Origin of the sequence: Bacillus sp. NPDC060175 (assembly GCF_042728695.1) — a bacterium.
GTDB lineage: Bacteria > Bacillota > Bacilli > Bacillales > Bacillaceae_G > Bacillus_A.
Genome location: NZ_JBHWYR010000010.1, coordinates 59,835 through 72,856 on the forward strand (window position 1 = coordinate 59,835; position 13,022 = coordinate 72,856).

The 13,022-nt window shown below is 36.2% G+C and carries 12 protein-coding genes; 8 read left to right on the plus strand and 4 right to left on the minus strand.

Annotation, left to right across the window (positions count from 1 at the left end; all coding sequences use genetic code 11):
- Nucleotides 1–495: 495 nt before the first annotated feature.
- The 5 genes from ACFWDE_RS07995 (at nt 496) to ACFWDE_RS08015 (ending at nt 6,814) form a co-directional block, all read left to right on the plus strand.
- Nucleotides 496–2,268 carry an ABC transporter ATP-binding protein gene (locus tag ACFWDE_RS07995; RefSeq protein WP_377891345.1) on the plus strand — a complete coding sequence of 591 codons (1,773 nt, stop codon included), beginning with the start codon at nt 496–498 and terminating at the stop codon, nt 2,266–2,268.
- Nucleotides 2,265–4,265 (plus strand): ABC transporter ATP-binding protein, encoded by a 2,001-nt coding sequence (locus ACFWDE_RS08000; protein ID WP_002150314.1) that lies wholly within the window; start codon nt 2,265–2,267, stop codon nt 4,263–4,265. The genes ACFWDE_RS07995 and ACFWDE_RS08000 overlap by 4 nt, the downstream gene beginning before the upstream one ends.
- Before the next feature lie 303 nt (nt 4,266–4,568).
- Nucleotides 4,569–5,366, plus strand: coding sequence for an amino acid ABC transporter substrate-binding protein (locus ACFWDE_RS08005; protein WP_377891348.1), 798 nt, complete (start codon nt 4,569–4,571; stop codon nt 5,364–5,366).
- Nucleotides 5,353–6,051 carry an amino acid ABC transporter permease gene (locus ACFWDE_RS08010; RefSeq protein ID WP_377891350.1) on the plus strand — a complete coding sequence of 233 codons (699 nt, stop codon included), beginning with the start codon at nt 5,353–5,355 and terminating at the stop codon, nt 6,049–6,051. The genes ACFWDE_RS08005 and ACFWDE_RS08010 overlap by 14 nt, the downstream gene beginning before the upstream one ends.
- Nucleotides 6,052–6,079: 28 nt before the next feature.
- Nucleotides 6,080–6,814, plus strand: coding sequence for an amino acid ABC transporter ATP-binding protein (locus ACFWDE_RS08015; protein ID WP_002159133.1), 735 nt, complete (start codon nt 6,080–6,082; stop codon nt 6,812–6,814).
- A gap of 51 nt (nt 6,815–6,865) precedes the next feature.
- Here the strand turns inward: ACFWDE_RS08015 and sasP are convergent, their stop codons facing one another.
- On the minus strand, nt 6,866–7,069 hold the full coding sequence (gene sasP, locus ACFWDE_RS08020) for a small acid-soluble spore protein, SasP family (RefSeq protein ID WP_000013349.1): 204 nt from the start codon (nt 7,067–7,069) through the stop codon (nt 6,866–6,868).
- 494 nt (nt 7,070–7,563) lie between these two features.
- Between sasP and ACFWDE_RS08025 the strand changes: the two genes are divergently transcribed.
- Nucleotides 7,564–7,809, plus strand: coding sequence for a hypothetical protein (locus ACFWDE_RS08025; RefSeq protein ID WP_002150309.1), 246 nt, complete (start codon nt 7,564–7,566; stop codon nt 7,807–7,809).
- Nucleotides 7,810–7,951: 142 nt separating this feature from the next.
- On the opposite strand, the gene ACFWDE_RS08030 is transcribed toward ACFWDE_RS08025, so the two are convergent.
- Entirely contained in the window at nt 7,952–9,412 is a 1,461-nt protein-coding gene (locus tag ACFWDE_RS08030; RefSeq protein ID WP_377891353.1) for a YheC/YheD family endospore coat-associated protein, read from the minus strand.
- 19 nt (nt 9,413–9,431) lie between these two features.
- Nucleotides 9,432–10,484: a YheC/YheD family protein gene (locus tag ACFWDE_RS08035; RefSeq protein WP_377891356.1), complete on the minus strand. Its 1,053-nt coding sequence runs from the start codon at nt 10,482–10,484 to the stop codon at nt 9,432–9,434.
- A 125-nt stretch (nt 10,485–10,609) separates the two neighbouring features.
- Here ACFWDE_RS08035 and ACFWDE_RS08040 point away from each other — a divergent pair, with 125 nt between their 5' ends.
- Together ACFWDE_RS08040 and ACFWDE_RS08045 are read left to right on the plus strand one after the other, a co-directional pair.
- Complete coding sequence (locus ACFWDE_RS08040) at nt 10,610–11,755, plus strand: DUF445 domain-containing protein (RefSeq protein WP_377891358.1); 1,146 nt, start codon at nt 10,610–10,612, stop codon at nt 11,753–11,755.
- 122 nt (nt 11,756–11,877) lie between these two features.
- Nucleotides 11,878–12,231: a YlbF/YmcA family competence regulator gene (locus ACFWDE_RS08045; protein WP_002150299.1), complete on the plus strand. Its 354-nt coding sequence runs from the start codon at nt 11,878–11,880 to the stop codon at nt 12,229–12,231.
- Between the two features lie 163 nt (nt 12,232–12,394).
- Here the strand turns inward: ACFWDE_RS08045 and ACFWDE_RS08050 are convergent, their stop codons facing one another.
- Entirely contained in the window at nt 12,395–13,015 is a 621-nt protein-coding gene (locus tag ACFWDE_RS08050; RefSeq protein WP_377891360.1) for an NDxxF motif lipoprotein, read from the minus strand.
- Nucleotides 13,016–13,022 lie beyond the last annotated feature (7 nt).

Genomic DNA, 13,022 nt, shown 5'->3' on the forward strand with positions numbered 1-13,022 from the left:
CAAACTTATTTATCGTGTTATGAACCATTCTTCATTTTTTGTGATAAAAAATTATTTTAATCTATAACGAAAAAAATAATTGACAGAATACTCAATAAAGTTGTAAGATTATAAATGGAAAATAAATGAAGGGGGTGTGCGTAATGATTGTAATCGTAAATGTAATGGGCTTAGCTGTATTAAACGGCGGAAAACATTCATATTATTACGCAACCCGTGCGGATATATAGGACTTTTTTGTCTTATGAGAAGCGTACGTTGCGTATATCGTAACGTACGCTTTTATGCATTCCTTTGCATATCGTCAAGCGGCGGTATGCTTTTTTTTTGTCTAATTTGCTTGTTTCCATACTTTGTATGGTTACTATAAAAATCAGAATTTGGAAGGTGGAAAAATGTGATGAAATGTTATGGTTTTCGAAATGTAAATGAGATGACTCTAGATAGTGGATAAAGAAGCCTTCATCAAACGAGAACGAGAAGGGAGAGGTTACATTGTTTTCAGTATTACTAAAGTTAAGATGGTTTTTTAGGGAGCATTGGAAAAGGTATAGTATCGCAATTGGGGTACTTTTAATTGTAAACGTGATAGAGGTAATTCCTCCGAAAGTATTAGGAATTACAATTGATAACATTAAAACAGGAGCCTTAACGAACGAGGCGATTATGCAATATATTTTTATTTTACTTGGGGTAACGATTGGTGGGTATGTGCTTACTTTCATTTGGCAGCACCAACTATTTGGCGGTGCGTTCGTACTTGAGAAAACGATGCGTTCAAAATTTATGGGGCATTTACTTAAGATGACACCGACGTTTTATCAAAAAAATCGTACTGGCGATTTAATGGCGAGAGCGACAAATGATTTAAAAGCAATCTCCATGACAGCAGGTTTTGGTATATTAACGCTCGTTGATTCTAGTCTATATATGCTTACAATCGTTTGTATGATGGGCTTTTCAATTAGTTGGCAACTAACATTTGCTGCGCTTATACCGCTTCCGATTATGGCGTATGCGATGAATAGATACGGAAAGAAATTACATGAACGATTTACAGTCGCACAAGATGCGTTCGGAGATATGAACGATAAAGTGCTTGAATCAATTGCGGGTGTGCGCGTTATTCGTGCGTACGTACAGGAGAACGCTGATCAAGAAAGGTTTCATCATTTAGGAGATGACGTATACGAGAAAAATATGAGAGTAGCAAGAATCGATGCATTATTCCAGCCAACTGTGAAAATGCTCGTCGGTCTTAGTTATTTAATTGGTTTAGTGTACGGTGCATATCTCGTATTCCAATCAAAAGTGACACTTGGCGAGCTCGTTTCGTTTAACGTCTATTTAGGGATGATGATTTGGCCGATGTTTGCAATTGGTGAATTGATTAATGTTATGCAAAGAGGAAATGCTTCGCTCGATCGTGTAAATGAAACGTTAGCTTATGAACCAGATGTAAAGAATCCGAAAAATCCAAAGGTTGTACAAGAGCCAGATTACATTCAGTTTGATAACGTTACTTTTTCATATCCTTCATCAATTGAAACAAATTTAAAAAATGTTTCGTTCTCATTAAAACAAGGAGACACACTTGGAGTTGTTGGGAAAACAGGAAGCGGGAAAACGACGCTCGTTCGTCAGCTTCTTCGTCAATATCCACTTGGGGAAGGGGATATTGCGGTTTCTGATGTGAAGCTAGATAAAATTACGAATGATAACGTACTTGGCTGGATTGGGTATGTACCTCAGGAGCACATTTTGTTTTCAAAAACAGCGAAGGAAAATATTTTATTTGGAAATAGAGAAGCGACTGAAGAAGAACTTGAAAAAGCGATTGAAATAGCTGCGTTTAAAAAGGATTTAGAGTTTTTACCAGAAGGTTTAGAAACGCTTGTTGGAGAGAAAGGTGTTTCTTTATCCGGTGGGCAAAAGCAAAGGATTTCTATTGCGAGGGCTGTTATTCAAAATCCAGAAATTTTAATTTTGGACGATTCTTTATCAGCTGTTGATGCTCGCACAGAAGCAGCAATTATTGAAAATATACGAACAGAAAGAAGCGGGAAGACGACGATTATAACGACGCATCGTTTATCAGCGGTGCAGCATGCTGATTGGATTCTCGTTATGGATAACGGTGAAGTTATTGAAGAAGGTTCGCATGAAGCGCTCGTTCGAAATGGGGGCTGGTATGCTGAGCAGTTCGACAGACAACAAGGTGAAAGTGAAAGTGAAAGTGAAAGTGCGGATAGTGGGGTGAAAATATGAGTGTTTCAAAACGGTTATTTCAATATGCGATGAAAGTTAAAGGGCCGATTTTTGCAGCGATGGCGATGCTATTTGTTTTCGTCATTGCAGAACTCGCGGGTCCTTTCGTCGCAAAAACGATGATTGATGAGCATATCGTTGGAATAGAGAGACCTTGGTATGAAACAGAGAAGAGTGAGGATGCTGTTTCATATAATGGAGCCTTTTATAAGCGAAGTGATCGCTTTGAGGAAGGTGAGCAAAAAGGGAAAGAGGTCCGAGTGATTCAAGTTGGTTTTCAGTACTATTTTGTACCGAATAAAATAACGCTTGAAGGAACGCGTTCTGTTAAGGGTGATATGCTTACAGTACAAAGTGGTAAGGCAGTGCAAGTGTATAAAGTGAAAGCCTTAACGAAAGAAGAAGTATTTGCGTTTTATAAACCAGAAATAAACCGACTATTACTACTCGGTGGTGGATATTTCGCTTTATTAGTAGTCGTATCATTATTTGCATACGGAAAGCAATTCTTCTTACAGAAGGCAGCAAACAAAATTATTCAAATTATGAGGGAAGACGTCTTTTCCCATATTCAAACGTTGCCAATTCGTTATTTTGACCATTTACCAGCAGGGAAAATTGTATCGCGTGTAACGAATGATACAGAAGCGATTCGTGATTTATATGTAACAGTGCTTGCGACATTCGTCTCTAGTATCATCTATATTATCGGGATTTTCGCTGCGCTATTTTTACTTGATGTAAAACTGGCGGCGCTATGTTTACTTATCATCCCAATTTTAATTGTTTGGGCGATTATGTATAGAAAGTATGCGTCTGTATACAATCATAAAATGCGTTCGCGTTTATCGGATATTAACGGAACAGTGAATGAATCGATTCAAGGGATGCCAATTATTCAAGCATTTCGTCAAGAGCGTGAAACGAAGAAGGAATTTGAGGAACTCAATGGCGATTATTTTAAATATCAAAATAAAATTTTAAATTTAAATGCAGCAACTTCGCATAATTTAGTGTCTGTATTAAGAAACATCGCTTTTACAGGTGTAATTTGGTATTTCGGTGGTGCTTCATTAAGCGCTTCGGGCATCGTTTCACTTGGGATACTTTATGCTTTCGTCGATTATTTAACGAGGTTATTCTCGCCAATTACGAACATGGTGAACCAACTTGCTAACTTAGAGCAATCGCGTGTTGCATCAGAGCGTGTCTTTGAATTGCTAGAGGAAAAGGGAGAGGCAGTAGAAGAAGAACGTATGCCTCGCTTAACCGGAAATGTGAAATTCGATAATGTTTCGTTTTCTTACAATGGAAAAGATGAAGTGTTAAAAAATATTTCTTTTGAAGCGAAACAAGGGGAGACAGTGGCACTTGTCGGCCATACTGGATCAGGAAAAAGTTCAATTATGAATGTGCTCTTTCAATTTTATGAATTTCAAAAAGGGAAGCTTACGATTGATGGTCACGATGTAACAAAGATGCCGAAACAAGCAACACGTGAACATATGGGAATTGTATTACAAGATCCGTTTTTATTTAGTGGGACAGTGGCATCCAATGTAAGCTTAGAAAATGAAGGGATTTCAAAAGATCGCATCGTAAAGGCGTTACGTGATGTTGGTGCTGAAAGGTTTGCAAACAACATAGATGAAAAAATTACGGAGAAAGGAAGTACACTTTCAACCGGAGAACGTCAGCTTATATCGTTTGCTAGGGCACTTGCTTTTGATCCTGCTATTTTAATTTTAGATGAAGCGACTTCTAGCATTGATACAGAAACAGAAGCGATGATTCAACAAGCGCTAGAAGTTGTGAAAAAAGGACGAACGACGTTTATTATCGCTCATCGTCTGTCAACAATTAAAAGTGCTGATCAAATTATTGTGCTTGATAGAGGAACGATTTTGGAAAAAGGTTCCCATGATGAATTAATGAAAAAGCGTGGGCGCTATTACGATATGTACAAAACGCAAATGGAAGGAAACCAGAGCGCTTAATTTTTAGAAGAACTTGCGATTTTCGCAAGTTCTTTTTTGATTGGATTGTCCGCTCAGAAGTTAATATATTTCACCGACAGAAAAACTTATAAATAAGTAAGTATTGTTTTACCTTTTTCTTTATAAATGCTATATTAAAAAATGTTACTTATTTTTTGTATGTAGCAGTATTTTTCCGTTTTGTTTGATTATGAAGAAAAAGGATAAACTAAATAAGAACATTTTTATTGAAAAATTGTTCGAAATTGCATACAATCAATATAGTTTTTAAATTCCTATCAGAATACTTGGAGGACTACCATCATGAAAAAATTATTTTCAGTGCTTGCAGTAACTACATTAGCGATTGGGATTGTAGCGGGCTGCGGCAAAGAAGAGAAAAAAGATACAGCTAGTCAAGATGCGTTACAGAAGATAAAACAAAGCGGTGAGCTTGTAATTGGTACAGAAGGTACATATCCACCATTTACGTTCCACGATTCAAAGGATAAATTAACTGGATTTGACGTTGAATTAGCAGAAGAAGTTGCAAAACGTTTAGGTGTAAAACCTGTATTTAAAGAAACACAATGGGATAGCTTACTTGCAGGAATAGATGCAAAACGTTTCGATATGGTTGCGAACGAAGTTGGTATTCGTGAAGATCGCCAAAAGAAATATGACTTCTCTAGTCCATATATTTCTTCTTCAGCAGCATTAGTTATTGCGAAAGATAAAGATAAACCTGCTACATTTGCTGATGTAAAAGGATTAAAAGGAGCACAATCTTTAACAAGTAACTACGCAGATATTGCTAAGAAAAATGGTGCGGAAATCACAGGTGTAGAAGGATTTAGCCAAGCAGCAGAATTATTAAGTTCTGGCCGCGTTGATTTCACAATCAATGATAAATTATCAGTGTTAAACTATTTAGAAACGAAAAAAGATGCAAAAATTAAAATTGTAGATACAGAAAAAGAAGCGTCACAAAGTGGATTCTTATTCCGTAAAGGTAGCGACAAACTTGTACAAGAAGTAAATAAAGCGTTAGAAGATATGAAAAAAGATGGTACGTACGATAAAATAACGAAAAAATGGTTCGGTGAAAATGTTTCTAAGTAGTGCATTGATGTCAGATCGATTGTCTACTTGGATAGATATTATGCAGACTTCCTTCGCGCCTATGCTGAAGGAAGCTGTCTTTACGACAATTCCGTTAACGCTTATTACATTTATTATCGGTATTATACTTGCGACGTTAACAGCGCTCGCGCGTATTTCAGGTAGTCGTATTTTACAATGGATTGCTCGTATCTATGTATCTATCATTCGCGGAACGCCACTTCTTGTACAGTTATTTATTATTTTCTATGGCCTTCCAACTCTTAATATTGAGGTTGAGCCATATACAGCAGCAATTGTTGGTTTTTCATTAAATGTCGGTGCATATGCATCTGAAATTATTCGTGCTTCTATTCTTTCTATTCCGAAAGGACAGTGGGAAGCAGCTTATACAATTGGGATGACATATCCGCAAGCATTAAAACGTGTTATTTTACCGCAAGCAACGCGTGTATCTATTCCGCCGCTTTCGAATACATTTATTAGCTTATTGAAGGATACGTCATTAGCGTCGTTAATTTTAGTAACAGAAATGTTCCGAAAAGCGCAGGAAATCGCGGCAATGAACTATGAGTTTTTAATTGTTTATTTCGAAGCAGGTCTAATTTATTGGGTAATTTGCTTCTTATTATCTATCGTGCAACAAATATTAGAAAAACGTTCAGAACGTTATACTCTAAAATAACCCTTTCATAAAAGGAGTTTTTGTTTTTATGATTTCAATTCAACATTTACAAAAAAGTTTCGGAGATAATACCGTACTAAAACATATAGACTTATCAGTTGAGAAGGGCGAAGTTGTTGTTATTATCGGGCCATCTGGATCTGGTAAAACGACATTCTTGCGTTGCCTCAATGTGCTAGAAACGCCGAACGCTGGTAGCATTCGCATCGGTAATAAAGAGCTCGATTTCTCTAAAAAAGTATCGAAGAAAGATATTGTAAATCTTCGTACGCAAACAGGTATGGTATTCCAGCACCATAATCTATTCCCGCATTTAACAGCAATTCACAATGTAATGGAAGGGCTCGTTACAGTGAAAAAGATGGGGAAAGAAGAAGCGAAGAAAAAAGCGAACTACTTCCTTGAAAAAGTTGGTCTTGCGGATAAAGTGGATTTATATCCGTTCCAATTATCAGGCGGACAACAACAGCGCGTCGGGATCGCTCGTGCGCTTGCGATGGAGCCGGAAGTATTACTATTTGATGAGCCAACGTCAGCTCTTGATCCTGAACTAGTTCAAGAAGTTTTAAAGGTTATGAAAGAACTTGCTAAAGAAGGAATGACGATGGTCATTGTAACGCATGAAATGCGCTTTGCTCATCAAATTGCGAACCGTGTTATTTTCATGGATGGCGGTGTCGTTGTCGAACAAGGTACACCGGAAGATGTATTTACAAACCCAAAAGAAGAACGAACGAAGAAGTTTTTACAAATGTTGCAATAAATTAAGGAAGGTCTCAGGGCATATGCCCTGAGACCTTTTTGCCATATATATTTATTTTTGGAATCCGCCAAGACTTTGCTCAGCCATTGCAACTAAACGTTTTGTAATTTCTCCACCAACAGAACCGTTAGCGCGAGCCGTAGAATCTGCTCCTAATTGTACACCAAATTCTTGAGCGATTTCGTACTTCATTTGATCGATTGCTGCTGTTGCACCTGGTACTACTAATTGATTGTAAGAACTTTGGTTTGCCATAGGAATATATCCTCCTTAGAGTTATAAAAGTTTTTTTGGTTGGACTAGCTGGATTTGAACCAGATATTATCGCCCCGTTTGGCGCTAATCCATCGGTAATTAAGTTTGTACTCATAGTATGGATGTTACCTAGAAAGATATACAAAATAATAATTTGTAAATTTTGTAAAAAATATTTCATCATTTCGTAAATTATGAAATAAGAGTAATCGTTGTATTTTTAAGAAAGAAGGCTAAACTAAGAGCGAAATCATATGCGTTTTTTCTTTGTATAACCAGCTTGGCTTACTTAACCTATGATTTGTTAAAGTGAGAAAAATTCCAGCTTAGTAAAATGAAAATTAAATCGGTAGCAACTGCATAGTTCTGTTTTAACTCGGGATGGGGTAGAAAAAGGAACTAACCGCGTCTACGCAAGGCTAGATGCTCTTTTCAATCTAAAAAAAGAGGTTTTTTTTACAGGCTTTTAAACGACAACGTATGGAGGAATAACGATGGGAATTTGCCCGCTTTGCAACGCGCTAGAATCACAAACATATTCTTGTCAAAATTGCCAAGGAATACTCCAAGATTATGGGAAAGCTGTAGATTACATAGATGATTACAGTGCATATATGGATCAGGACTTATTAAGTGCGGTAGATGGTTTAACACATAATAATTCAAATGAGTACTGCAATCATATTTTTTATTGTGGAGTATGTAATGTGGAAACGGAAGTTGTAGTGAAGTTTGTATAAAGTGAAACTTTAATCAGTGGGGGTTTTGTTCATCCCCCACTGATTATCAGCCCGACTCTCACCTAACTTCCTCGCATTCTCCAAATTTTGAGGTGGGAGTCTTACTGTCCGCAAATAGCGGGATAAATAGAAAACTTCCACCTTATGAGTGAGGTGGAAGTTTTTGTATTTGTATTTTCGAGTTAATCATAGGGGACGGGATATTTCCGTTTTCAGGTGCAGTATTCGATTGGATTTGAGATGTTTTTTCTTTCGGACCGCACAAAGAATGTTCAGTTAAATAGATGGCATATTCATAAAATAATTGGCGCGTAAGTTCACTCTGCTCTTTTAACTTTTCATCTTGGAATACAGTTCGCCCCGGTTTAGAATTTGCTTCAAATAGCCACGGATTTTCCGCGGTGTCTAAACCAATGTCAAAACCAATTTCTCCAATGTTCCCGGTTACTTGTTGGTCGAGTGCATAACTGATTTGTAAGGCTGTTTGTTTTAGTTTATTTTCAATTTGAACTTGCTTTGTTGAATCAGGAAACAGTTCCTGAAGTAATTTCGTATCACCACCGCTATTTACATGAGTTGTTAAGCTACCTTTGCCGGCGATTTTCGCGACGATTGCACTGACGACCCAATTACCAAAATGATTTTTATTTGTATGAATGCGAAAATCGACGTGTTGCCCTTCGAAGCGGAGCAGTGAGATACCTTGTTGTACGATAAACTTTTTTAAATCATGTCCTCTTAACACATGGTTAAGAAGTGCTTCTAATGATTGATACTTTCTTAGTTTATTTTGTTCATTTTCACGATAACGACAATAGTAGCGATTATCAGTTTGAGAATAGCGTATTTGATGAATATTTCTTCCGAAGCTACCGTGTATGGGTTTCATATAAATATACTTATACGTACCGAGAAGTCGTTCTACTTGTTCAAAATGCTGAAATGCCTCTGTTTTTGGTAAGAATGGTTTAATCGAATCTTCTTTCATTAAAAGTTGGTGCACTTCCCATTTGTTGAAAAACCCTGGATTAAACCACGGAATCGCATAGTCGCTTTCTAATCTTTTCTTTGCTCTTACGATAGGTTTGTAATTTTCTGCTTGCCGATTTGGTAAACGGTCGTAAATGACATTTGGTAAAGGGACTTTGTTTTTTACCCATTTGCTTTCTTGAAAGAAGTACCCTTCAATGGTTTCCTCTTCCCAGTTTATATGTTGAATGCCAAAGACAAATACAAATGGTTGCAATGTGAATGGTGGTGTTAGTAACTCACTGAGAGAAGCAGAACGATTTCCTAAAGGAGAATTAGAATCATCGTTAAAGCCAGTTGTGAAAATCCCGATTAATGGACCGAAAACAATTGTTTGATTTTGTATGAAGGCATGGATTGTTGCTGAATGCGGTAGTAAAAGTTTAGCTGCAATTTGTTCTCCAATAATGATTTCTCGAGTGAATGAATAATGAATTTTAATATTCTCACATGTAATATAACGTAAGCCAAAGGACAGGGATGTAATTGGTGGTGTAATAGAAAAAACGTAAGGTAAAGTAATACTATTTGGATTCTCATCTGAGATACTTAATGTATATATGTGCTCTTTCAACGGGGGTTTCCTCCTTTCGTTATGGTGTAAATCGGCTAAACTTTAATGGACCATGAAAAATTTGTTCAGCCAGTTCGTCGTTGTACCTAGTATAAACTTCGTAAGACGGCATCGTATTGACGTACATAAGCCAAATGGCACCTTTTTGATCCATAATGGTAGAAAGCTCTAATTCAAATAATGACGAATAGGACTGATCGAGTGTTTTAAACACTTCACTTACAACATCATGTAAAGCATCTTTCAATAATTGAACGCCAGTTGGAGAAAGTAAATATTTAATTTTAGAAAACGGATGTAACTTAGAACGTTCTGTTGCTGAAAGTAAAAATTGTGCTGGGAAGGAAGATTTTTGTATAAATTGACCGAGAACGTTCCAAGTCTGTTCTTTATTTTTTTGCATAATGGTTCGAACATGAATCGGATATGATAGTTGATTTGGAGGTTGTAACATTGGATGAATCATATAACGGGATGAGTGTACGTTGGATTTGCACCATGATATAAATTCATCTGTTCGTTTGAATTGAGTAGAAGTATGCTGCTGTTCATTTACTGTATCGATATGAAATGTTTTATTTTTGTAAGTGGCCCGATATAAATTTTCATTGGAATGTATATTGATTGGTCTTATAATAATATCTCTTGTTTCTAGTAGTAATTTAAAAATTCCTTGTACTGTTCCTTTTTTTATTTTTGGTACGTAAGGGGAAAGACGTTTATTAGTAAAAAAAAGATTGTGCAAATCGCTTGGATTAATAAGTGTGTTGTTTAAAAAAGTAGTGGAAGAACGTTTGTGTAATGAATGAATAATCGCATTTGCTTGTTGGAATTCCTCATCCTCTTTGAAATGACAACGATCATATATATATGAAGGAATGGGAAAGGTTTGATTTATCCAATTTCCTGTATCTGTATCGTAAATAAGACCGGAAACAAGATCTGTCTTTGAATCAATGCTAAACGGTGTGAATTGGGCGACGACGTTATGATAGAGACGAGCGCGCTTAGCGATTTCGGTGTAATACGTTTGCTCGTGATGGAGCCCGGAAGTTAAAAGACCAAGAACCAACGAAATCACTCCTTTATTAATAAGATGTTTGCATAATAGGCGAAGCTATATATTGCAAATACGTTTTTATACCATTATACTTTTGTCCGTATGATGATATGCTATAGTTTTAGAGAAGTGAAAGGTTGATTGTGATGAATATATGGTTGAATATGCTAACAACGACAGGACTTGGGGCGATTATTGGAGGGTACACAAATCATTTAGCAATAAAAATGTTATTTCGTCCTCATCGTCCTATTTATATTGGGAAGTTTCAAGTTCCATTTACGCCAGGGTTAATTCCGAAGCGCCGCGATGAGCTTGCTGTTCAATTAGGGAAAATGGTTGTAGACCATTTGTTAACACCAGAAGGAATCGGAAAGAAATTAACAAATGAAGAGTTTCAAGCCAGTTTAATTCGCTGGGCACAAGTGGAAGTTGATAAAGTAATTACAAATGAACAGTCGTTACGGGATATGTTAGAAAAATGGAATTTAGAACATGTAGAAGAAGAGGCGACTCAAAAAATCGAACATATTATTACAGAAAAAATTCATGCATTTTTAGCAGAGTACTATACATATACATGGGAACAGGCTTTACCTCATTCTGTTCATGAAAAAATAGAGAATACGATTCCGAATGTAGCATCTTTTATTTTGAAAAGAGGAATTAGCTTTTTTGAAAGTGAAGAAGGAAAGGCACGCCTTTCAAAAATGATTGATGACTTTTTCGCTTCTCGCGGGACATTGCTTAATTTAGTCGGTATGTTTTTAGGGAATGTAAGTTTAGTGGATCGTGTGCAGCCGGAAGTAATTAAGTTTTTAGGACAAGATGGAACAGAGCGGCTTTTAACTGATGTACTGCAAAAAGAGTGGGAAAAGTTAAAAGGAAGAGACGTACAAGAATTAGAAACGTTTGTAGAGAAAGAAATGATCGTAAGCTCCATATTGTCAGCGGCTCAAGTAGAGGAAACAGTAAGTAGATTTTTAAATCAATCTGTGCAGAAAGTATGTGAACCAGTTCGAGAAACGGTTATTGAAAAAGTAGTTCCAAGCGCAGTAACGAAAGGCTTGAAGTGGGGAACAGAAAATGTAGAGAGCATATTGAAAAATCTACAGCTTGCGGAAATTGTCCAGCAAGAAGTGTCTACATTTTCTACAGAAAGACTAGAAGATCTTGTACTATCTATTACAAAAAATGAGTTGAAGATGATTACATATTTAGGGGCATTATTAGGAGGAACGATTGGATTTATTCAAGGCTTGTTGCTCCTGTTCCTTAAGTAATAAAAGTGAAATTTCTTCACATCTCTTGCATAGTTTGATATGGTAAGAAGAGGTGCGGATAAAAAGCACTTAAAAGGCAGTGCGAGCGAAAAGCGCTAGCCTTCTAAAGGAGGAAAAATAAAATGACAAAAAACATTCATGATGTTGCATATGAATTACAAAAAGCAATCGCTGAAAACGAAGACTTCCAAACATTAAAAGCAAGCTACGCAGCAGTACAAGGAGATGCAGCTTCAAAGAACTTATTTGAAGAGTTCCGTACAATGCAACTTGGCCTACAACAAAAAATGATGCAAGGTCAAGAAATCACTGAAGAAGATAACCAAAAAGCGCAAGAAGTTGTAGCTCGCATTCAACAAGATGCAAAAATTACAAAGTTAATGGAAACTGAGCAACGTTTAAATATCGTTATCACTGACGTTAACAAAATCATTATGCAACCACTTGAAGAATTATATAGCGCGCAACAAGCGTAATGATAGAAGACGCTCCTAGAATATAGGGGCGTCTTTTTTGTTTAGGAAATGGATGAATTGCATTTTGATAGTTCATCCACAAAAAAAGCCCATTCAAAACAGTCTTTTTTAGTGACTATTTTGAATGGGCTTATGATAGATTCTACAATTTTTGAATATTTTATCATTTGTTGAAATACTCAGTTCTAATATTTTTTTCTTTCAAAAACTTTTCAATCTCTTTTTGCTTTCTACCATTAACTTTCTCAAAGCGCTTTGTAAAAGAAAAATCGGCCTTGAATAAGTTACCATCTTGAGCGATTTTTTCTATTTCTTGATCTAGTTCTACTGAAAGAGCTGTAGACGATGAAATAAATTCATAGATTTCTTTTGAAGGCTTTTTGTAATCATCAGGTATAGTGTTGTTACTAATAAAATCATGGAAATTTGCATCATTTTGTTTTGCTAAATCTATTAGTTTTTTTAATTTCTCTCGGTCGGATTCAGTGACATTCTCGTCAGACATGGCTGATGAAAGGGGAACGGTGTTTTCAAATAACTCTCCGCTATAATCTAAATAATTTTTTATATTTTGTTTCATTTCGTCTTCATTAATATTTTCGTTCTTTTTTTGAGAGTTAAATATATTTTCTGGAATTTTAATAGTAACATCTTTAATAGATTGTACATCGTCTAATTTATCGGATTGTGTATTGTTCGTATCATTAGATTGTGCACTGTGTGAACAAGCTGATATAAATAAAAGAGTAAGCAGTATGAGTGGATATAAAGTATATTTCTTCATTTTAATC